The organism is Sorangium sp. So ce1335 (assembly GCF_051521615.1).
Classification (GTDB): Bacteria; Myxococcota_A; Polyangia; order Polyangiales; family Polyangiaceae; genus Sorangium.
This window is the reverse complement of record NZ_CP150363.1, coordinates 8939313-8959591: the sequence shown is the minus strand read 5'-3', so window position 1 is coordinate 8959591 and position 20279 is coordinate 8939313. Positions and strand designations below refer to the sequence as shown.

At 68.3% G+C, this 20279-nt stretch carries 20 protein-coding genes and 1 other RNA gene; 4 read left to right on the top strand and 17 right to left on the bottom strand.

The window, feature by feature from the left end; genetic code table 11:
* Window positions 1–127 precede the first annotated feature (127 nt).
* Both WMF24_RS33160 and WMF24_RS33155 read right to left on the bottom strand, forming a co-directional pair.
* Complete coding sequence (locus WMF24_RS33160; protein WP_437731435.1) at window positions 128–2047, bottom strand: hypothetical protein; 1920 nt, start codon at window positions 2045–2047, stop codon at window positions 128–130.
* A gap of 325 nt (window positions 2048–2372) precedes the next feature.
* Complete coding sequence (locus WMF24_RS33155; RefSeq protein ID WP_437731434.1) at window positions 2373–2540, bottom strand: hypothetical protein; 168 nt, start codon at window positions 2538–2540, stop codon at window positions 2373–2375.
* A 15-nt stretch (window positions 2541–2555) separates the two neighbouring features.
* Between WMF24_RS33155 and WMF24_RS33150 the strand changes: the two genes are divergently transcribed.
* Window positions 2556–2705 carry a hypothetical protein gene (locus WMF24_RS33150; protein WP_437731433.1) on the top strand — a complete coding sequence of 50 codons (150 nt, stop codon included), beginning with the start codon at window positions 2556–2558 and terminating at the stop codon, window positions 2703–2705.
* Between the two features lie 59 nt (window positions 2706–2764).
* Here the strand turns inward: WMF24_RS33150 and WMF24_RS33145 are convergent, their stop codons facing one another.
* The 14 genes from WMF24_RS33145 to ssrA all read right to left on the bottom strand — a co-directional run bounded on the left by WMF24_RS33145 (window position 2765) and on the right by ssrA (window position 15357).
* The gene (locus WMF24_RS33145) at window positions 2765–2998 is read right to left on the bottom strand and encodes a hypothetical protein (RefSeq protein ID WP_437731432.1); all 234 of its coding nucleotides are present in this window, start codon (window positions 2996–2998) and stop codon (window positions 2765–2767) included.
* 257 nt (window positions 2999–3255) lie between these two features.
* On the bottom strand, window positions 3256–3711 hold the full coding sequence (locus WMF24_RS33140) for an HNH endonuclease (protein ID WP_437731431.1): 456 nt from the start codon (window positions 3709–3711) through the stop codon (window positions 3256–3258).
* A complete protein-coding gene (locus WMF24_RS33135) occupies window positions 3674–4096 on the bottom strand; it encodes a hypothetical protein (RefSeq protein WP_129344495.1) in 423 nt (140 codons plus the stop codon). Before WMF24_RS33135 ends, WMF24_RS33140 begins: the two co-directional genes overlap by 38 nt.
* Before the next feature lie 517 nt (window positions 4097–4613).
* Complete coding sequence (locus WMF24_RS33130; protein WP_437731430.1) at window positions 4614–5552, bottom strand: SEC-C metal-binding domain-containing protein; 939 nt, start codon at window positions 5550–5552, stop codon at window positions 4614–4616.
* Window positions 5553–6229: 677 nt separating this feature from the next.
* Window positions 6230–6994: a hypothetical protein gene (locus WMF24_RS33125; RefSeq protein WP_437731429.1), complete on the bottom strand. Its 765-nt coding sequence runs from the start codon at window positions 6992–6994 to the stop codon at window positions 6230–6232.
* Between the two features lie 243 nt (window positions 6995–7237).
* Window positions 7238–8044: an IS21-like element helper ATPase IstB gene (gene istB / locus WMF24_RS33120; RefSeq protein WP_437730019.1), complete on the bottom strand. Its 807-nt coding sequence runs from the start codon at window positions 8042–8044 to the stop codon at window positions 7238–7240.
* Entirely contained in the window at window positions 8031–9530 is a 1500-nt protein-coding gene (gene istA / locus WMF24_RS33115) for an IS21 family transposase (protein ID WP_437730020.1), read from the bottom strand. The genes istB and istA overlap by 14 nt, the downstream gene beginning before the upstream one ends.
* A complete protein-coding gene (locus WMF24_RS33110) occupies window positions 9527–9898 on the bottom strand; it encodes a hypothetical protein (protein ID WP_437730021.1) in 372 nt (123 codons plus the stop codon). The genes istA and WMF24_RS33110 overlap by 4 nt, the downstream gene beginning before the upstream one ends.
* 579 nt (window positions 9899–10477) lie before the next feature.
* The gene (locus tag WMF24_RS33105; protein WP_437738883.1) at window positions 10478–10957 is read right to left on the bottom strand and encodes an RNA-directed DNA polymerase; all 480 of its coding nucleotides are present in this window, start codon (window positions 10955–10957) and stop codon (window positions 10478–10480) included.
* A 32-nt stretch (window positions 10958–10989) separates the two neighbouring features.
* Complete coding sequence (locus WMF24_RS33100; RefSeq protein ID WP_437731428.1) at window positions 10990–11760, bottom strand: hypothetical protein; 771 nt, start codon at window positions 11758–11760, stop codon at window positions 10990–10992.
* Window positions 11761–12773: 1013 nt separating this feature from the next.
* Window positions 12774–13124, bottom strand: a complete 351-nt coding sequence (locus tag WMF24_RS33095; protein WP_437731427.1) for a hypothetical protein — start codon at window positions 13122–13124, stop codon at window positions 12774–12776.
* Window positions 13125–13206: 82 nt separating this feature from the next.
* On the bottom strand, window positions 13207–13407 hold the full coding sequence (locus WMF24_RS33090; RefSeq protein ID WP_437731426.1) for a hypothetical protein: 201 nt from the start codon (window positions 13405–13407) through the stop codon (window positions 13207–13209).
* Window positions 13408–13551: 144 nt separating this feature from the next.
* Window positions 13552–14037, bottom strand: coding sequence for a hypothetical protein (locus WMF24_RS33085; RefSeq protein WP_437731425.1), 486 nt, complete (start codon window positions 14035–14037; stop codon window positions 13552–13554).
* A gap of 975 nt (window positions 14038–15012) precedes the next feature.
* Window positions 15013–15357: a transfer-messenger RNA gene (gene ssrA, locus WMF24_RS33080) on the bottom strand.
* Between the two features lie 426 nt (window positions 15358–15783).
* On the opposite strand from ssrA, the gene WMF24_RS33075 reads away from it, so the two are divergent.
* Entirely contained in the window at window positions 15784–16074 is a 291-nt protein-coding gene (locus tag WMF24_RS33075) for an oxidative damage protection protein (protein ID WP_437731424.1), read from the top strand.
* 43 nt (window positions 16075–16117) lie between these two features.
* Here the strand turns inward: WMF24_RS33075 and WMF24_RS33070 are convergent, their stop codons facing one another.
* The gene (locus WMF24_RS33070; RefSeq protein WP_437731423.1) at window positions 16118–16867 is read right to left on the bottom strand and encodes a hypothetical protein; all 750 of its coding nucleotides are present in this window, start codon (window positions 16865–16867) and stop codon (window positions 16118–16120) included.
* 410 nt (window positions 16868–17277) lie between these two features.
* Between WMF24_RS33070 and WMF24_RS33065 the strand changes: the two genes are divergently transcribed.
* Both WMF24_RS33065 and WMF24_RS33060 read left to right on the top strand, forming a co-directional pair.
* Entirely contained in the window at window positions 17278–18324 is a 1047-nt protein-coding gene (locus WMF24_RS33065; protein WP_437731422.1) for an esterase/lipase family protein, read from the top strand.
* Window positions 18325–18452: 128 nt separating this feature from the next.
* Window positions 18453–20228 carry a hypothetical protein gene (locus tag WMF24_RS33060; RefSeq protein WP_437731421.1) on the top strand — a complete coding sequence of 592 codons (1776 nt, stop codon included), beginning with the start codon at window positions 18453–18455 and terminating at the stop codon, window positions 20226–20228.
* Window positions 20229–20279 lie beyond the last annotated feature (51 nt).

Sequence of the window (20279 nt, the reverse complement as noted above, 5' to 3'; positions counted from 1 at the left end):
GAGGGATACCCGTGCACGAGCGGCTGGCACACACCGGTCGACCGCTACGTCGACTTCATCGACCCGTTCGTCAACGCGCCGTAGGCCCGCGGCGCCCCGAGCGAGACCGCGGGGACGCGCGCCCTCCCTACCGCCCCGCGGGGCCGAACCGGCGCGCGTCGGCCGGCGTCCCCGGCGGCGGCGCCTCCGGGACGAGCTCGCCGCCGTGGGTCAGCACATGCCAGCGCTCGTCCCGCGTGTACCAGGGCTCGCCCCGGAGCTCTGGCGCAGGCTTCGGAAGCACGCCGACCCGCACGCGACCGTCGTGCACCTCGATCCGCATCAGATTCTGGGACACCTCGACCCCGCGCACCAGGGCGAGCACCGGGTGACCCGGGCGATCCAGCGACACATCGAGGCGCCCGCCCGCCGAGGCCGCGGGCGAGCTCGCGAGGAGCGCCGCGCCGCCCGGAGCCGGCATCGCCGCGACGCCGTCCGGCACCACGACGCGCCGCCACGCCTGCGGCGCGCCCAGCGGCAGCGGGCTGCGCACGAGCGCCTGCAGCGGCTCGCGCTGCGGGGCGCTCGCGTGCCGCATCCGCTCGAGCAGGAGCAGCGTGCCGTCCGGCGCCGCGATGATCCGCCCGATCGCGTCGGCCGGGATCGCGTGGGTCCCCTCGGCGCGCCACGGGCCCTGCGCGCCCCGCACGAAGAGCGCCGCGCCCCCGCCTGCGGCACGGCAGACGAGCACGCCGACGCCGGCCGCGTTGCGCAGGTGGACCGGCTGCGCGCACCCCTCCGGCGCCGCGACGGGCGTCACGGCGCCCGCGCGCTGGTCGACGACCGCGAACGTCGGCGGCCGCACGAGGTGCGCGGCGCATTTGCCGCCCGGCGGGACGCGCGCCGGATCGCAGAGGCCGTCGCCGAACGCCGCGAGCCACGTGCGCGTCGGCGGCGGCTGCCGGAAGTCCAAGCGCAGGCACAGCGCCCCTTCGCAGCCACCATAACCGCCGCCGCCCTCCCCGATGCCGGTGAGCCCGCTTAGCATCCCGGCGACGTCCTTGCACTGCGGCTCCCGTCCGACCGCCGCGGCGCCGCGCGCAGGCGGCTCGGGCGCCGGCGGGACGAGGGCCGAACGGCGAGCGCCGGCCTCCCGGGCGATGATCGTGGTGTAGAGGCTGAGCGCCAGGCCGAGGGGCGGCGGGTGGTACAGCAGGTCGGCGGGAGCGGCCCGGGTCCACGCCCGGCCGTCGCGGCTCAGCACGGCGGGGCAGACCCGATCGCCGTTCCAGATCCAGGAGCCCGCGCGCTCGAGCGTGCGCGGCTGGAACGTGGACCGCGCCCAGGTCTGCCCGCGATCCGACGAGACGAACGTGCCCGGGGGCGCCGCACGCCCCGGCGGCGCCGGGCGCCCGTGCGAGGGCGCCTCGGCGGGCACGCGCGCGACGAGCACGCCGTCGGGCCGCACGAGCACCGCGCGCACCGGCTTGCCCGGCGCGACGACGGCCGAGGTGAAGGTGCGGCCCTCGTCCGCGGAGACGCTGACGCGCTCCCCCGCCGCGGCCGCGATGAGGCCGCCGGCCGCGTCCCAGGCCGTCGCGCCGGGGACGCTGCCGCGCAGCTCGAAGCCGTCGGGCCGGAGCGCGGCGCGGACGTCGGCGGCGCGGTGGAGCGCGCCCTCGGGCGTCGCCGCGTAGAGGGCGTCGTCCCGCTGGCCCGCGACGCCAACCCAGATGAAGCCCGCGGGCAGCTTCAAGGGGCCGACGACGCCGAGGTCCTGGTGGACCGCGAAGGCGCCGACAGCGGCTGCGCCCGGGGCGCCGGCGCCGCTCGCACTGTCGGCTCGCCCTGCGGCGCCGGCGCCGTCTCCAGGTGCGGCGAAGACCGCGACGCGCGCGCCGAGGGCGATCTCGCGGTGCTCGCTGAACAGGTCCCGCTCGGCCAGCTCGCGTTCCTGCTCGTCGAGGGGCGGCTCGATCCAGGGCGCAGGCGGGATCGCGGCGGCCGGCAACACCAGCGGGGCCGACGGATCGACGGGACCGCCGGCGGGCCCGCCCTCGGCGCGCACCGACGCCTCCGGCGGGGCGGGAGGAATGGCGACCGACGCGGGCGCCGCTGGAGCCGGACCGGCGGCAGGACCACACGAGATCGCGAGCAGCGCCAAGGTGAAGGGCGAAAGCCGTCGAGAGATCTTCAGGGAGAGCCTCCTGCTCCACCTTTACCAGGCATCCCCGACCGGATCACCAGGCCGCGCCGCGCGGGACCGGCGGTGACGGTCTGCGCCCGGCTCGCGTGCGCTCGGCGGCATCGATCCCGTCGGGGCGCGCTCGCCGAAGGGAGACGGGAGGTGGGGGACGGTTTGCCACGGCAAACTCGTCCTGGCCAACGCGGTGTTACTGCGCGCCGATCGAGCTGAGGAAGTCGTAATAGGCGTCGATCTTGTCCGCGGGGACCACGTCGAGGCCGGTGTTGACCCGGAACTCGTCGATCATCTGCGGAGCGAGGATCGCCTTGGTCGCGTCGAGGCCGATGGCTCTGATGCCATAGAGGATATACGGCACGAGATACCCCTCGTAATGCAAGCGCCGCTTCAGCGCTTCAGCGCCACCTCGTTCCGCAGCGCCCTGCGGCGGCTCCGCCCGAAGCGCCGCGGCAGCGCCGCCGCGCCCGACGAGCCTGCGCCGCCCGAGCCTGCGCCGGTCGAGCCGACAGGTGCGCCGGTCTGACGCCGCGCCGGATCGAGAACGCGGCGCGCTAGCGCTTCGGACCCGCCGCAACCCCTCCGTCATTCCGGCAGGAGCGCCTCGCTCAGCCGATCGCGCTCCGCCACGGCAGGGCTCTCCTCCGGGAAGACCAGGTTGACCTGCTCTGCGCCCCGCGCGAGGCACCGCACGAAGTCGGCGAGCCGCGCCAGGTTCTCATCGGCGCGCGCGTTGGCCGCTTCGGGAGCGCCTGCGAGGGGCTGCGGCGCGGGCCTTCGGCCTGGGTGCGGCGCGGGCGGGAGCGCCGGGGAGACCACGCCTGCGCCGAGGGCGCGCGCCGCGAGCGCGCTCGGTGGAAGCGGCGCGCGGCTGCGCGAGAGCTCGCGACTCCGCGCGACGGCGGGCGGCCGGCGAGCCACGCGCGCCGCGCCGCGGCGGCCTCCTTGTGCGGCCGCCGCGCTCGGATCACGAGGCGCGCAGTCGCCCGTGGCGGGTGCGGGCCGAACGCCTGCGGCATCTGCCGCGGGCGCGGAGCGCCCGTCGGCAGCAGCGGCTGGTTGGGCGGCTTCATGGTTCAATCCTCAGGTGGATGCCAACCCGCGATAACCCAACCCCGCCGGGCTTCCACGAGCTCGGCACGATTCAGGCGAACCGCAGCGATCGTAGCTCGGCCAGTTGGCGTCTTGCCGATGATAAGAGATCCCTCCGCGCTCCAGCCGAAATGATCCAACCAGACCTGCTGTCGTGGGTTGAAGAGACGCACGACTTCCCCGGTGTGCGGGTCGGGAGCGGCGATTCGATTGCCCTTGTGATCGTTGCACATCGAGCACGCGAGCCAGAGGTTCTCCCTGGCGGTAGGTCCGCCCAGCGACTCAGGGATAATGTGATCGATCTCCATCGGCGCGCCGATGATACGCGCCGAGGTCAGGCAATAGCCGCAGCGATGGCGCGCCTCACTGGAGACCTGCTCACGCAGCGCCCTCCCGATGTAGCTACGGCTCATGTCCTTGGTGAAGCCACGAGACGTCATGACCTCGCTGTTTGAGCAGGGCGGCAGATCGGGAACGAACCAACATGATCCGCGTGTACTCCTTCATGAGCGTCGCGAGCGCCTCGATGTCCGACGCAGAGAGCCCTTCGCTCTGGCGCTTGATGTGCAGTTCCTCGAGGTCCGCGGCCTTCTCCGGGGCGAGGCTCTGCCTGGCGGCCCGCCATAGATCCTCGTCATCTAGCAAGTGCAGCGCCGCGATGGCCTCCGCCATGTCGACCGGCAGCTCGTCGGGCTCGTCCGGGAGGGAGGTTGCCACCGCATCGACGAGCTCGGCCTCGACGGTTCGTTGCGTCTTCTGCGCACGGCGAGCCAGGCGCTCGTACAGCGGCTCGGGCAGGTTCACGGTAACGGCTTGAACGGCCATGTCCTAGTTTACGATAGGCCGCCGAGGCAGGCAAGCTCGGCGGCGCACGGCGCCGCCGACGCGCGGCCGGCCGATCTCCTCTGCTGCGCCATGATCGGTACCATCGTCTGCCCAACGCCCTGGCAATCAGCCCGCGCTTGCGCCGCCGAGCGGAGCGAGGCTGCGCAAGCGTCGGCTGCATTGCCTTGTTGGGCGGCACCTTCGCCCCCAGCACCTCGTCGACGGACGAGGCCGTGACCACCAAGCCGGCCCAGACGTCCAGCTCGGCGGCTCCCGCCTTGTCGATCCGTGTAACGGTTGCCACGAGGAGGTGCCTGAAGCGTTGGCGGAGCTGAAGGAGGAGCGTTCCCCGCTTGCCGAGGCTCTCACCCTCTTGACGTTCCTCACCGACGTCCCTGGTCTCGTCCCTCTCGCCTGAGCATCTCCGCCGTCGTCATGATCTCCTCCGTGGCCTCCCGACCCAGTCTCAAGACAGTCGAACATGGCGTCGAAGAGCGCCTTGGGGTGATGCCGCCGATTAGTGACGTGAGCCGTACTTTCGGCGGCTTACGTCGTGGCAGTCGCGGTACTTCCGACCGCTGTTGCACGGACATGGCGCATTCGGCTTTGCGGGTGGTACGTACATGGGCACTTCCCTACCATCCGGGCCGAACCCCCTGATGCGCAAGCCCGCGCTGCTCCAAGACCCGTCTGGGTGCGCAAAGACGATGTCGGGTCCCGGCTCCGTCAGGCATACCTTTCGAGCGTGATAGTACGATGGGACCAGCCCGGGCTTGTCTCGCCAAAGAATACAAGAGAGCAGTTGCTCCCCGATGGCGCCCTGTGCGCGAGGGCGGTTGGCGAGCTCACGCATCAGGGCTACGGCGCGCCCGATGACGTGCTCCGGCGGCAGACGGCGCGCGAGCAACTCGCGAACGGGTCGCAGCACCTCCACTCCCCAAGGGAAGGTTCCAGCCGGAATCACCCACTGGTGATCCTCGGGTAGTTCCGGCGGCTCGTTCATGCACGTGATGGTGAATTCGTCATTAGGTTTCTCCAGCGCACCATTCTCGAAGTTGCTCACGAGCGCCACCGCGCCGAGTGGCGGCGTCCCGTCCACGTAGTGCATGTAAGCCGAGAAGATGAACGTCGTGCGCCGCGAAGCCGCGGCTACCCTCTGTATGTCGGGGCACGTCCGGAAGTGCGCGGTCGCACGCTCAGAAAAACGCTGCAAGATGCCGCCTAGGCTGTAGTCGGGTTGCCCGCACGCCGACAAGGTCTGCCGCAGCCAGCTGCGCATGTTGAAGCTTCCCGCTTCGGCGAGGCCGGTGAAGCTCACCAGGGCCGATCCGTTCCCGAACACCAGGTTGCATATCTTCGTAGCGTCGTCGTTAACGAGCATCTTGCCGGCCGTGAGTCGCCGGTCGCATGCCTGGATGATGTAGTCCCGGCTGCCCATCGAGAGGATCAGCGTCATCTCGAATCCGCTTTTCTGATCTGGCGCATCCGCCCACCGTAGCACGTGGAACGTAGAGGATCCAAAGGGGTTCCTGCGGCCATTGACGTAATGCCGACACCCGGGAGAGGAGCCCCCTCGGACGAACTTCGCCAACTTCTCTGTCTGAGGGGCTTCCTTATGCGTCCCTCCAGGAAGTTGATCAGGATGGCCCCCCGCCTCCTCCATCTTCCGCCGGGCCTCTTCCTTTTGTCATGCCGACGGCACCGAACCTACCCTGTACCGCGGCCTCCGACGGGGACCAGAACGCGTCGGATTTCTCCAGATCGGGATGGCCGCCTACACCACCCGATGCGCTGTCCGAGAGCGCCCGGCACAGCGCGCGGAGCAGGCCGCGTGAGTGGCGCGGCTTGGAGAACGCGGCCTTGAACAGCGCGTCGTGGGGCGTGGTCGTCACAGCGCCCACCATGCCTGCGGTCAGGTCGCGTCGCTACGGAGATCGACAGGCTCCACCCCGTGCCGGCCGCCAACGAGCGGCACCGCATCGCTGCACATTCATGGCGGCTCCCGGGGTTCGGTCATCTCGGGTCGACGCCCGCCCAACGCCCTGGCAATCAGCCGCGGGGCACGCTGGCGAGCGGAGCGAGCCAGCGTGCCCCGCGGCTGCATTGCCTTGTTGGGCGGGAAAGATCGGAAGGTCAAGACGGCGGCCCCAGCCTGGCCGCGATCCGTTTTGCGACACGCTCTCCCAATTTTCCAATGGAGTGCTTTCGCAACTCGGCCATCTCCTTCTGAAGTCGCTCACGGATCTTTTGGTTCTTCGAATGGGACAGAAGCTCCAGTCGCAACCAGACATGAGCATCGTACACGCGGCGCCCTACGTGAGGGGGCTGCTTGTATGGAGAAAGATATGAGGGAAGGCGAATATCGTCTCCGGCACGGATGCGGTCCAGAAAGTCAACAAGACTGCCCAGTCGAGGAGAAGGCTGCCTGGAAGCCTTAAGAATAACCTCAACCTCCTGCTCTTCTCGGGCGAAAAGAACTGCCGTCACAGTGCGACGAATTTCCGGCAACGAGTCAAAATCCTGATTGTCCAAACATGACAGCAGAGTCCTAAGCGAACGCCTGTCGCTAATCCAATAGAGCACCAACGCCGCCAGGGCGCGCGGGCGCTCGCGTCCGCTACCGAATGATTCGTTGACGAGAAACTTCTTCGCACAGACCTTGATCCGCTTGTGGAATGCAACAGGAGGAGAATTGGCAAGAATCGATTCGAACCAGGCGATTTCAACATTCTCGTAGATCGATTCCCGTTCGCCGACAAACTTCGAGAAGATGTCGATCAAATCCTGCCACCTGTTGCGTGAGGCGAGGTACTCAAAAATTCGCTCCGAAAGCAAGGGCGCGTCCAGAAGATCGAGGTAGCACTGGTTGAACGTGACGACATCCAGGCCAAACCGCATCGACTGGGCGTACACTCTCTTGGCAACCTTGTCCCAGTGTCCCTTCCTCGACGCCAATCGCGAGTAGACAGATCGGAGTTCCGCTTCAACCACGTGAATTCTGTAGATGGCCTCGAAAATCCGCAGGAATCTGACCGCGACAATCCGCGGAAACGTGACCCTCGCGTCCGCAGAGAAATGACCGCGGCGCCCGCGGGAATCTCACCCTGGGCGCCGCGGAAATCTGACCCGATCTCGCCCGGGTCAGCGCCGCTTCGTTGCCGCGGGCGCAGGCGGCTCTGCGGCCTCCGCCCTCGGCCTGGAGCGCGCCTCGCTCATGGCCAGCGACTCCTTCTGCCGCCACGAGTCGGCATCGATGTCGAGGATGTGGCAGTGCTGGACGAAGCGGTCGATCAGCGCCGAGACGCACGCCGCGCCTGGAAACACCGTGCTCCACTGCTTGAATGGCAAGTTCGTCGTCAGCACGAGCGAGCGGCTCTCGTGCCTGCGGCTGATGATGTTGTAGAGCAGGTCGGCGGACTGACGGCTGCACGGCAGGTAGCCGATCTCGTCCAGGATCAGCAGCGACGGGGCCGTGTATTTCCGCAGCCGCCGCTCCAGGGCCGGCAGCGACTCCTGCTTGAGCAGATCGGCGAGCGCGGCCGACAGCGTCGTGAAGCGCACGGTGTAGCCGCGCTGGAGCGCGAGCATGCCGAGGTTCTGGGCGAGCATGGTCTTGCCGACGCCGCTCGGACCTCGGAGCAGGACGTTGTGCCCCTTGGCGATGAAGTCGAGGGTCATCAGCTCCTCGACGAGCTCACGCTGGATCGTGCGCGGGTGGTTCCAGTCGAAGCGTTCAAGGGGCTTGAAGGCGCCGAGGGTCGCCGCCTTGGCGCGCGCGGCGAGGTTGCGCTCCGCGCGCTCGCGGCGGGCGATGGCGGCGAGCTCCTCGAAGGTCTGCACCGGCGACAGGCGCGCCGTGGTGGCGTGCGCGATGAGCGCGAGCAGCGCCTCGCGCGACACGCGTACGCCGAGAGAGCGAATCAGCTCGGCGACGTCATCGTTGGGCATCGTAGGACTCCAGGTCGTGGGGGATCACGTCGCGATCGGGGACGTGGGCTCCGAGATCGATGTCGATGGGGACGGGGCCGTCGGCGGCGCGGCGGCGCTCCTCGCAGAGCACGGCGAGGGCGCCGGGATCGTGGGTGCCGCGGGCGATGGCCTCGCGCGCCGCAGCGCCCAGGATCTCGACGCCGTACAGGTCGAGAAGGCGCAGGGCCTTGGCGGTCATGAAGCCGACGTTGCGACCGGCCTCGACCCAGCGCGCTTGCAGGATCTCGAAGCCGGGGATCGCGGCGCCGAGCCGATCTCGCCCCTTGGCCTCGCGCGCGGCGCGCTTGTGGTCGAGCAGCTCGGCACGATGCTCGGGCGCCTCGATGATCTGGCGTCGTCCCCAGCAGCGCGCGTGCCGCGCTACCTCGGTGCTGCCGTCCGAGAGCCGCACGGTCCTGTCACTGGCGACGAGCGTCAGCGTCTTGCCGTGGTGGATCGACGGCGCCGAATAGCGGTTTCCGTCGAAGTGCACGAAGGCGGTCTTGTCGACGGACACGGGCTCGACGAGGTCGGTCTCCGGCAGCGGGTCGGGCAGCGCGAGCAGCCGCGTCCTTTCCTCCGCGAGCACCTGGTCGACGCGCCGCTCAGGCCACCGCGGGTGCGGGCGCACGTTGGCGATCTCGTCGAGGAAGGCGAGCAGCTCGGCGTTGCCCTGATCGAGGTCACGAATCGTCCGCGCGGCGAAGAAGCGGTCGCGCAGGAAGCGGATCGCTCGCTCAACCTTGCCCTTGTGCTGCGGCTTGCGCACGGCGCAGAGCCGCGGCGCGACGCAGAGCTGCCCGGCGAGCGAGAGCAGGTCCGGGTGGAAGCGCACCGCGTCGCCGTGGCGCTCGATGACAACGGTCTTGGGGTTGTCGAAGAGCCACTGTCTGGTCGCGCCGCCGAAGTAGCAGCACGCGCGCACGAGCGAGCGGCGGAGCGAGCTCGCGGACAGATCGAGCACGAGCTCGCCCCAGATCGCGCGCGAGTACGACAGGACCATGACGAAGGCCCAGAGCTGACGCGTGCCTCCCGCGACGCACAGCTTGCCGATATAGGCCCAGTCGATCTGGGCCTGCTCGGCGATGAGCGGCTCGACGCGGAGGAAGGCCTCGCTCTGAGGCGCCGGGCGCACGAGCCGGACATGCCGTCGCACCGTGCGGATGCTGCCCTCGTAGCCGCGCTCCACCAGCATGTCGTACAGGCGCGTGGCGCGGAGCCGGGGATACTGCGTCAGCGTCTCGATGACGAAGGCCTCGTAGCCGCGCAGCGGCAAAGGCACCTCGCTCATCGCGGCCTCCGCGTCGCGAACGATGGGCAGCGAGCGCGCCCCCTTGCCGAGGCCGAGCACGCGCTCGACGGTGTCGTGGTGCAGACCGAGCTGCGTCGCGATGGTGCCGACCTTCCAGTGCTCGGCGAAGTGCAGGCGGCGGATCTCCGCCTCCTTGGCCTGGTCGATCGTCATCGACCGAGGCTCCTGCGAAGGCGATGCTCGCCACGGAAGTTACCGATCCCCGGCAGCCGTTGACCACGGCGGGGCGGGGCGTCCATGAACAGAGGCTCGACAACGTAGTGAAGCGTCGCGCGCGCGACGCCGAGGCCGTCGCACAAACCCAGGGCGAACAAGACGTCCTCGGACTCCGCAGAAACGACAGCGCGGACCCTCTGATCGTGCCAGAGCGCCATCGACTCGCACAGCATGGGTCCGGCGAACCGATGCGCCGGCGTGGCCACCGACCGCAGCCGGGCCTTCATCACCTCGTCGGGCCCCTGCGTCAGCAACACCCGCGTCTCCCGCGGCGTCGCGGAGATCGTCATCACCAGCTCGTCCATCCCTCGACTCCTGCGGGCCGGCGACGGCCACGTCGTCCCTCGACGTCGGCGCGCCGGCCCGCGGGCACACGCTGGCGGACGGGGGCAAGTTATCGGAACCCGTATCCATCACGCGCCGGCCTTGTCGGGCGCGGTAGGCACGCTGGTGATCGCGGTGATCGAGGCGCCCCTCGGGGGAGCGCTGGTGCCGCAGCCGCGCCGCGCGCTGGGCCCGCTGGCGAGCCGCGTCGCGGCAACCGCTGCCGCAGTACATCTGCCCTCGATCACACCGCCCGCAGACGAAGAAGATGGCGGCGCAGAGCCCACAACGGGCGAGCCGGAAGCTGCCTTGCACGAGTCCCCGGACGAGCGCGCCGAGAAGTTGCCCTCGGCGGCTGGGTCGTGCGAGACAGGCCGAACATCGGTCTGTCGCCGATCCCCGGAAGGCCCTGGTCGCTACCCAGGGCCTTCGTCTTTTCGGCGCGCTGCTTGGGCGCGATCTCTACCGCCGCCCCTCGCGCTGGCGAACTTCCCGGCCGCCGGCGCTCGCCCCAGGCGTAACGACGCGAGGGTCACAAATCTGCGGATCGGGGTGGCCGTCTACAGAATTCCACCAAAATCATCCGCCGACTTCAGCTGCTCGAGTACATCCAGTTCGTCGTTCGCCGTAAGGTGAAACGTCTGCTCCACGTCCACGGGGCTCAAGAATTTGGTTTTTCCTGAGTTCAGAGTGAGCCGGTGCCTATTGAGCGACTGCACCAGATGGCGCACCGTGTGGCGCGCTCTGGTTCGGTTGGGCACAATGATCGTCTGGTCATCCATCCACCGAACATAGTTGTGATTTCCGGCCTGCTTGATCATGTGGCGATCATGCTCAAAGAGAAAGACGTGAGCGAGCGGCCTGGAACAGTCGTAGAAGTCAACAGGAAGGCCAACGTGGGGCGTCGGAGAGTGCCCGGCGCGAGGCCGCAACACATCGAGGAGCTTACCCAGGATGCCCGTAACCTCGCGGGGGAGGCCGTACTGCGCAAGGCAGTCAAAGAGGAGAGTGTGTTGGATGCTATCGAAGTAGTTTGCAATGTCGGTTGTAATTACGACGTGATCAATCTTGTTCAGCAGAAGCTGCTTCGATACTGATTGTAGCGGAGCCAGATGTGGAAGAAGTATTGATAGTCTTCGTTGGAGATCTTGTCGACCTTCGGTCCGATGGCATGCTTGCCGTGACGCTGGGAAAAGAAGGCGTTCTCGGGCTCATACGGCCTGGCGCTGGCATAGATAGCGTCCGCAATGTGTCGGTACACCAACACATCAGTAAGGATGGGCACAGTGAGGGTACGGAAGGCGCCTCGCGACTTGGACTCTTCGGCGCGATCAGGGTTGGTCGGGTAATAGGAGCCATCTCGGAGCGAGTGCCAAAGGGCACGGATCCATCGGCTCGCACTTGCCTGCATGTCGAGGTGGTCAATGCAATCTCTCACATAGTGCTTGTGGAATTCCTTGCAGAGACGTGACCAGGTTTTCAGGAGAAGAGGCTGCGTGAAGAGCTTGGCGAAGGTCAGAGATGGCAGTGCCAGGCTTGCTTGCGCATACCGTTCACGAGGCGGCGCCTTCTTGGTGGTGTCACTACGCGGGGCACGTTCGGCCGGGACTGGTTGGCCCTTCGGCGCCGGTGCCCGGCCGCTCTTCTTCGGCGCCGGTGCCCGGCCGCTCTTCTTCGGCGCCGGTGCCCGGCCGCTCTTCTTCGGCGCCGGTGCCCGGCCGCTCTTCTTCGGCGCCGGTGCCCGGCCGCTCTTCTTCGGCGCCCGCCTTGAGTCCGGACCGGGCGGCCCATTTCTGGGCGCCGTAGCGCTCCTGGGAGACTCTGCGTGCTCTCGGGTGGCCATCGACAAAGGTCCGCGTGTTGTCCGCCGGCGCCCCGGTAGTGCACCAGAGCGCCCGCAAAATTGCAAGTCCCGTCGGCCAGGCGTGTGGATCGATGGGTCCGATCTGCGTCACCGCAGCTCGGCGCGCCTCCGCCCAACGCCAGCTTCTGCCGCGGAGCGAAGCGACGTCGGCAGCAGGCGCTTGTTAGCCGGGCTCCGGCGTTCATGGCAAGAATGTCAGTACATCGGCTTCTGACGCAGATTTTCCGGAAAGCTCCACTCGAATTGGTTCGGCGTGAAGGAACGTCCAACCGCTGCTTGCATGCGTCGTTTGCCGGAAGACGATGTCGAGGTAGCCCCCCCGGAACCACCACCCGAATGGCGCGCCACTCTGCCCCATGAGAATCCATGTCAAGGAAGAACGCCCTGCTGGGACGATTGATGGGCTTTGAGGCGTCCCGAGCCAATTCGCCCCCGCATCCCTGTCGGGAGCCGTCGGATTGGGCTCAAGGCGCAGAGTGACTTCATGATTTGTATACCGAGAAACCGCGGACCAATCGGATTGCACAACATTCGTTTGCACGGCAGCAAACGCAGCGTACGATGGGCCTGGTTGGTACTGAGCCGCAAGACCAGTCCTGAGAATGTCGTTGAGATAGCGATAGAGACTCTGCGAGTTAGAATTGATCCCTACCAGCTTGAGTTCCATCACATGGTCTGGATAGTTGGCCGACGAAGTTCCCGCCCAAGCGACATCAAACTCTTTTCCGCGATATTTGAATTTCCCCTGTGCCGACTGGCATGGAAGTACCAGGCCATCTTTACCATCGCCCCAATACGTACGTGCAGACAGCATCGATGACGTGAGACGTGCAACCTCTCTGGCGAGTTGCGGCTCGCCCGCACTGACGGGGAGCTGGAAACTAGAGACTAAGGGTCGAAGTGGCACTTGTTCCTCCGGCTAACGATTTGCCGGTCTGCCGCGACGCGAAGCGGCGTCGGCAGCAGCGGCTTGTTCGGCGGCTCCGGTACAGCTACGGTCGCTGAGCAGGTCGAATCTCGAAGAGTTGACGTGCTCGGAAGAAGCATACGTCGAACTCCAGGAAGAAGTTGATCTGGCCCAGAATGATGGGCACGGTGTCTACTCTTGCCCAGGCGAACGCCAAGCGCACCGGGGCGAAGCTCGCCACGGCCGCCGACACGAGGACGGCGCGGGCCTCGGCTATCGCCAGGTTCCCGCTGAGCTGCACCGCGGTGGTCTGCTGGTCCCAGTCGAGCCCAAGGTTGACACCGACCATATAGGGCAAGACGTTAACAGCAGCCCCCGTATCGAGCAGGCCCAGCGCTGGCACGCTGCGCCCTCCCACCAGCGTCAGCGGGAGCATCGGCGCAAGGCTTCCGGCACCATGCTCGGAGGCCCGTGCAACGAAGGGGAACTGCTGACCCGTAGCGGGCACGTCGCCGCTCCTACTCGGTATGCAAGGTCTGGAGGAGCGTCTCGGCCGCCGCGAACGCCTGATCGGGCGACCACACCGGGTAGGACTGGCCTGCCTGGAGCGATGGCGGCCCCTCCGCCTCCGCGAGTTCCTGCGCGAGGAACTGGATCAGTTTGAGCTTATCCGCGCGCGGTAAAGACTGGATATACTGGAGCATTTCCACGAGGGACATGACGCATTTCCTCGGTTATCACTCTTACCATGGGTCGACCATCGCCGCAAGCACCGCCGCGGTGAGCAGCCCGTCGGGCCCGGGCTCGCATCCGCGATCCATCAGCGCATCGACACTCCGGACAAGGTGAGAAGCTGCTGCCGGTCACGCGCTCCTCCGAGGTACGAGCTGGATCCCTGCCTTGCGGTACGCCGCGTCTGGATCCGGCCGGTTACTTCGGTGGCCCAGCAGGGTCAACTCGGCGTCTTCGGACTTTAGAATCCAGGCTACCCGCAAGCGACCCTTGAGGACCGCAAGGACCGCGCTTTCGCTCTGCTGCTCGCAGCAAGCGGCGCGGATGGCGGAGACCGGAACGACGTGTTCAAAGTGAAAGATCTCGCGCCCCGCATCGAACGACGGCTGATCGTGCCAGTTCCGCGTGCGAAGGTCTACCTGGAGGTGCTCGGCCTCGGCCAGCGCCGCTTCGCTCACCTCCGGCTCGATGAAGTTGGTGCACTTCTTGATGTCGTCGGACATCGATTCGAGCAAGCGGGCGCGTTGGCTAGACGACAGCTCGACGGAGTTCAGCGTGCTGGCCTTGGCGTAGAGCGCGCAGGCGAACGGCTTCAGAAGCTCGTCAATTGACGCCATGAATGAGTATCTCCCTTGATGGTCCACAATTCCTGTGGCCGATGCGCCGGTCCAGTCGGTAGAGATAGCGCCGCCGCGGCCGCGCCGCCGAACGTCGCAATCAGTTGTGTCGCAGGGCCTAGCGGCGGGTTATGGCATGTAGGCGGCGAAGCGCCGCGGCATATCTGCGTATTCCCGCGAATAGGTCGCGACGCTCCGCGGCATATCTGCGTATTCCCGTGAATAGGCAGCGACTTCCGCGACCTATCTGCGCATCGCCGAAGATAGGCCGCCGCTGCGGAGACCCGGCGAGGGCGGGGCATCGGCAACCCCGCGGATCCTGCTACCTGGGGGGCGAGGGCGGCGTCGCGGTCGAGATACTCCAGGGGCGCCAAGCGCGATGGTTTCCCGTTGGAGCGTTCTGTGGAGGGTACGGGCGGCGTCGTCATGCTTGGAGTCCACAGCGTTCGCGAAGATTGACAACGAGACGACCCTTCCGTTGACGTCGAGCGGCAGCCGCCGAGCGTTGTAACCGCGCGGCAGCGGGTCGCGTCTAGAACGGTCTTTCTGGTCCTCGGTATCTCCCCAGCTACACCCATGGCTACCCCGACCTGCGAGGGCAGCGGAGACACCGCCCTGTGTCGAGAGCAGCCCGTTCGGCAGGGGGGACTACCGCCAAGGGGTAGGGGCCGGCGGCAGGGCGGGGACCGCACCTGCGCCTACATCACGTTGCGTCTGAGCCTGCTCGCGTGGCTCCTGGTTGCGCCAGCACGCCAGCATGCAGACTCGGCACCCAGATCGGCCGCGGCAGCTCGGTTCCAGCCGCTCGCTCGTCGTAAAGCCTCGTGGAGCCCCGTACCCTGGCGTCACCCTCGGCGCCCGCGCCCCGTGGTCCCGCCTACGCCGGGCCTGCCCCGGATCCAGCGTCGCCGAAATTCATCAGGTCACACGCAGGGCACACAAAAGAAAAAAGACACGGCTCTCGCCGTGTCTTCTTGGTGGAGGCGCCGGGAATCGAACCCGGGTCCGCAAGGCATCCAGTCTACCTTCGTTCACGTGCGTAGTCGCCATGCGCCGGCGACGGCGTTCGTAGATTCGGCTACGACCTATCCCTCACTGAATCTCGGCCGCGTTATCGAGGGCGTCCTCACGCGACCCAGCCCTGTGGTTGACACCCTTGGAGTACTAGGACGACCTTCTCCTCGGATGGCTTAGCGGTTCTTAGGCCGCAACAGCGTATGCGTTGTCGTTCGCACTTGTAACGTCCCGCTTGATAGGCGGAGCAGGAGCCGCCAGCACGCAGACAGACCTTCAGTCCCCACGTCGAAGCCGATCGCCCCCTCGTGGTTCGTTCAGACGGACCAAACATTGCTAGGAACTGGGCTGCCGTCAACCCCTTCGCGCCAGATCGCTCCGTCGCTGGCGGTCTTTCCCGGGGCTCCGTCTCGTTCGACGTGGGGCGGGGCGGCTCCTGTCGGCTCCGCTTGTCGTCTCTGTCGGCTCCGCTCGCCGTCCTGCCGCTCGGGTCGTCGTCTTTCCCGTTCCGCTCGTTCCTGCGGGCTCCGAGCTCCTCCGGTTCCGAGGGGTCGCGCCTCCCCCTCGCTCCGGCGGGCCTCGCCCTCCCGCCCGACCCCCCACCGCGCCCTGTCCTGGCCTTCCAGCTCCCTCGCCCGCCACCCGCCGCCCTCGTTCGTCTGCCCGCCGCGCTCGACGGCTCCCTCCGGCTCGGCTAAGACCCGGCGGTACGGAAAAGGAGACGTGCACGTCATGGCGAGGATGGTCCAGTGCGTGAAGCTCGGCCGGGAGGCGGAGGGGCTGGAGAAGCCGCCGCTCAAGGGCGAGGTGGGCAAGCGGATTTACGACAACGTCTCGAAGGAGGCGTGGAGGATGTGGCTGGAGCACTCGAAGATGCTGATCAACGAGTACCGCCTCGACCTCATCTCCGAGGCTGGCCAGCGGATCTGGATGACCGAGCTCGACAAGTACTTCTTCAGCGGCGGGGGCGAGGCCGCGGCGCCTCCCCCCGACTACGTGGCGCCGAAGGACAAGCAGGAGTAGCCGTCACGGCGCGCCCGTCACGGCGCGCCCGTCTCGGTCACCCTCACGGCAGCGGCCCTGGCGTCGGCAGCGCCCCGCCGCTCCGCACGTACTCGATCAGCGCCGCGCCCATCTGCTTGTCGACCTTCTCGCACTTCGCGCTGACGGCCCCCATCGTCGCTCCCTTGCACTCTCGCCGCCGCTCCGCGATGAGCGGCCCCAGCTTCTCGTCGGCCTGGAACGCGTCGCGCGTCTTCTGGTCGAGGCTCTTCCACGGGATCGGCGCGAACTTCGGCTTCGGCGGCACGTGCTGCCGCACCTCCTCCGTCATCAGCGACGCGCACGTCCCGTCCCACCGCAGCACGTCATAGCCGCCCCCGGCGCCGCTCACGACCATGCCCCCGGTGTCGGCCTTCCGGCGAGAGAGGATCAGCACCTCCTCGTCGAAGAGCAGCTTGTCGTTCGAGGACGACCCGCCCGACGCGTTCCACGCCTCGGTGTCGCGCGTGAGGTACCCGCGCGTGAACGGCGTCCCCTTGGCGAACAGGCTGAGCGCCACGTCCGGATGGAACCCGCTGCATAGCCGCTTCACGAACCCCGCCGGCGGCAAACACATGTTGTCCTGCTGCTCGCACGTCGTCGGGATCTGCCTCGACGCCTCCGCCGCGGCGTCCTCCTTCTTCCCGTCCTTCTCGCCCGCCTCCGCCGCCGCCTCGCCGCCCGCCTTCTCGGCCGGGGCCGCCGCCTCGGCCTCCGCAGGATCCGGCTCCGCCGGTGGAGGCGTCGCCCCGCCGCACGCGACAACAAAACCCATCACAAAAAGCGCAAAAGAGCTCTGGACAGACCGCATGGCCCACGAACCTACCGGAGCCGGCCCGCCCCTCCGCATGGAAAAACAACCCGAGCCCGCGACGCAATGCGCCAGCGCAGCGTCGAAGCTGCATGGCGCATTGCAAAAATTTTGCCGCACGTTCGCGACGCAATGCGCCAGCAGGCCAGACAGCAGGCCAGACAGGTTCAGTTTTCCGACAGCGCTTGACACGAAGCTTCCTTCGGCGGAGTCTGCGCTGATTCCGGCAGGAGGTGGTCGTGCTGGATCTTGCTTCGTCAGCAGTCTCGTCCGCGTGCAATGGCGGTTCGCGTAAGTGCAAGTCTCACACGGACGCTCGCTCGAGGCGAGGACGGGTGTCCGCTGGTCTCGGAGGGTGTGCGATACTCGCCTCCTTGGCTCTCCTCGCCGGCTGCGGCGCCGCCGAGGAGCAGTTCGATCCGTGGGGCACCGGCGAGGTGATCACGGGCGCCGGCGGCGGCTCCGCCTCGGGCGGCTGGATGGGCGACCCGGACGACTCGGACGGCGCCGGCATCGGTGGCGGCTGGCCTTCAGGGAAGCTCGGCCCGCCGTATCCCATCGTCCTCGCTCACGGCTTCTTCGGATTCGAGGACTTCGCCGGAGCGGGATACGTCAGCTACTTCTACAACCTCAAGCACACGCTCGCCGAGGGCGGTGAGGCCGTTTACACCCCCTCCGTCGATCCGTTCAACGGCTCGGCCTACCGCGGCGCCCAGCTCATCGCGCGGATCGAGAAGATCCTCGCCGAGACGGGGCACGAGAAGGTCAACATCATCGCCCATTCGCAGGGCGGCCTCGACGCCCGCGTCGTCGCGCACGAGCGGCCCGATCTCGTCGCCTCCGTCGTCACGGTCGCGACGCCCCACCTCGGCTCGAAGATCGCCGACATCGCGCTCCAGCTCGTCGCGCACGAGCGCCTGCAGGACGTGCTCGACGATCTCCTCAACGCCATCGGGGCGCCGCTCTATGATCAGATTGGCAACGAGACGAGCGTCTTCGCCTCGCTCGAGCAGTTCTCGACGCCCGGCATCGCGGAGTTCAACGCGAAGTATACCGACGCGCCCGGGGTGTTCTACGCCTCCTTCGGCGGCCGGACGGATCGCGCGGTCGGCGGCAGCGATTGTCTTTCGCTCGACCCGGCGCCGTTCGTCGCGCAGTTCGACGACGGCCTCGACCCGGTGCACCCGCTGCTCTCGCTCACGGAGACGATCCTCGACGGTGGCTTCGGCGCGTCGATCCCGAACGACGGCCTCGTGCGCGCGCGCGACGCGCGGTGGGGGACCTTCTGGGGCTGCCTGCCGGCCGACCATTTCGACGAGATCGGCCAGCTCTTCGGCCAGAGCCCGGGGGAGGGGAACACCTGGCTCTACATCGACTTCTACCGCTCGGTGATCGAGCGGCTCCGGCAAGAAGGCTTCTGAGCCCCCGCCGCGGCGCGGTCCAACCCCGCCGCAGCGCGGTCCAACCCCGCCGCGGCGCGGTCCATCCCCGCCGCGGCGCCGTCGAAAACCGCCCCGAACGTCGCCCCGTCCAGTACCATCACCCGCCGATGCTCAAGGCGCTGTTCACCGGCTCGCTCCCGCTGCTCGCCCTGCTCAGCGCGGCCTGCAGCGCCGACGTGCGCCGGTTCCCCCTGCGCGACCCGATCTGGCGCGACGCCGATCTGAACCCCGTCTCGCTGCCCTGCCGGCCCGACCCCGAGGCGTCGAAGGACGACCCGCAGCACCGGCTCTGCACGCCCGAGGAGTACGAGTCGTCGTTCGCGTGGGACGCCGCCGACAACCTCGTGTTCCGGCCGGTGGCGCGGTTCTTCGCGGTCGAGCCTGGCGGCGAGTCGATCAACGTCAACAGCCTCGACGAGGTGCCCGACTCGAGCTGGTTCACGAACCGCATCGGCAAGCGGCCGATGACCGCCGAGGAGCTCGTGCGCGGGCCGTGCGGCGACAGGACGCTGGACCCCGACGCCCCTGACGGCTCCTGGGTCATCGACATGGGCAAGCCGAACGGCGCGAACCCCGGTTTCCGGGTCAAGGTCGAGGGCGTCGGCAAGTTCATGCTCAAGGCCGACCCCGCGGACCAGCCCGAGCGCGCCACCGGCGCGACCGCCATCGCCGCGCGCCTCTACCACGCGGCCGGCTTCTGGGCGCCCTGCGACTCCGTCGTTTACCTGAAGCCCTCGGTCCTGAAGCTCTCGCCCGGGCTCACCGTGACCGACAACAGCGGGATCTCCAGGCCGTTCGACCAGGCGGCCCTCGACGGCGTGCTGGCCAAGGCCGCGAAGCGGGGCGACAGGATCCGCATGGTCGCCTCGCGCTGGCTGCCGGGCCGCGCCCTCGGCCCGTTCCGGTACGAGGGCACCCGCGAGGACGACCCGAACGACGTCGTCCCGCACGAGGACCGGCGCGACCTGCGCGGCGGCCGGGTGCTCGCCGCGTGGCTCAACCACTTCGACTCGCGCGAGCAGAACTCGATGGATGTCTGGCTCGCCGAGGACGGGGACGACAAGGACGCGTCGCCGGGCCACGTGCGCCACTACTACATCGATCTCGGCGACTGCTTCGGCAGCGAGTGGGAGTGGGAGGGGATCTCGAAGCGCCTCGGGCACGCGTATTACTTCGACGCCGAGTACGTCCTCCTCGACTTCCTCACGCTCGGCATCCCCGAGCGGCCGTGGGACCGCGCGAGGTACGACCCGCAGGGCGACATCTTCGGCTTCTTCAGCGACCGCGACTTCCGGCCCGAGGACTGGCGGGGCGGCTACCCGAACCCGGCGTTCGCGCGGATGACAGAGCTCGACGGCGCCTGGGCCGCGCGGACGCTCGCGCGCTTCACGCCGGAGCTCATCGAGGCGGCGGTGCGGACCGGCGACTTCACGGCGCCGCGGCACACAGCGTTCCTCGTCGACAAGCTCGTTCGCCGGCACCATGCGATCATGGCGCGGTACCTCACGCGGCTGTCGCCTGTCGCCGACGTCGCCCTGTCCTCCCCGGCGGAGCTGTGCGGCGTCGACCTCGCGCGGCGCACCGGCGTCGCCCGCCCGCACGATCTCCGCTACGAGGCCGCGCTGTACGCCGGCGACGCGCTCTCCCTGCGCGCGCGGCCCGCCGTGCGCCCTTCTCCGGACGGCCGGGTGTGCCTCTCGCTCCCGCGCATCGCGGCCGACGGCGGCGCGCCCGACGACGCGCCCTCGCGCTACGCCATCGTCGATGTCCTCAACGGCCAGGCGCGCGGCCCCCTGCGCGCCCACCTCTACGACCTCGGCCCGCGCCGCGGCTACAAGCTCGTCGGCATCGAGCGCCCCGACGACGCCGACCCGCCCGGGTGAGCTCTCTGGCCGCGCGCCTCCGCCCTCGACGTCTGCAACGGTCTCTCTGCC

Bases quoted from the DNA above. Each gene is read 5' to 3' on its own strand.
- WMF24_RS33085 (WP_437731425.1), bottom strand. From the start codon at position 14,037: ATGGCGTCAATTGACGAGCTTCTGAAGCCGTTCGCCTGCGCGCTCTAC.
- WMF24_RS33135 (WP_129344495.1), bottom strand. From the start codon at position 4,096: ATGGCCGTTCAAGCCGTTACCGTGAACCTGCCCGAGCCGCTGTACGAG.
- WMF24_RS33110 (WP_437730021.1), bottom strand. From the start codon at position 9,898: ATGGACGAGCTGGTGATGACGATCTCCGCGACGCCGCGGGAGACGCGG.
- WMF24_RS33100 (WP_437731428.1), bottom strand. From the start codon at position 11,760: ATGGCCACCCGAGAGCACGCAGAGTCTCCCAGGAGCGCTACGGCGCCC.
- istB (WP_437730019.1), bottom strand. From the start codon at position 8,044: ATGCCCAACGATGACGTCGCCGAGCTGATTCGCTCTCTCGGCGTACGC.
- WMF24_RS33150 (WP_437731433.1), top strand. From the start codon at position 2,556: ATGCAAGCGCCGCTTCAGCGCTTCAGCGCCACCTCGTTCCGCAGCGCC.
- WMF24_RS33095 (WP_437731427.1), bottom strand. From the start codon at position 13,124: ATGCTCCCGCTGACGCTGGTGGGAGGGCGCAGCGTGCCAGCGCTGGGC.
- WMF24_RS33125 (WP_437731429.1), bottom strand. From the start codon at position 6,994: ATGCGGTTTGGCCTGGATGTCGTCACGTTCAACCAGTGCTACCTCGAT.
- WMF24_RS33070 (WP_437731423.1), bottom strand. From the start codon at position 16,867: ATGGGTTTTGTTGTCGCGTGCGGCGGGGCGACGCCTCCACCGGCGGAG.
- WMF24_RS33060 (WP_437731421.1), top strand. From the start codon at position 18,453: ATGCTCAAGGCGCTGTTCACCGGCTCGCTCCCGCTGCTCGCCCTGCTC.
- WMF24_RS33130 (WP_437731430.1), bottom strand. From the start codon at position 5,552: ATGACGCTGATCCTCTCGATGGGCAGCCGGGACTACATCATCCAGGCA.
- WMF24_RS33090 (WP_437731426.1), bottom strand. From the start codon at position 13,407: ATGTCCCTCGTGGAAATGCTCCAGTATATCCAGTCTTTACCGCGCGCG.
- WMF24_RS33075 (WP_437731424.1), top strand. From the start codon at position 15,784: ATGGCGAGGATGGTCCAGTGCGTGAAGCTCGGCCGGGAGGCGGAGGGG.
- WMF24_RS33140 (WP_437731431.1), bottom strand. From the start codon at position 3,711: ATGACGTCTCGTGGCTTCACCAAGGACATGAGCCGTAGCTACATCGGG.
- istA (WP_437730020.1), bottom strand. From the start codon at position 9,530: ATGACGATCGACCAGGCCAAGGAGGCGGAGATCCGCCGCCTGCACTTC.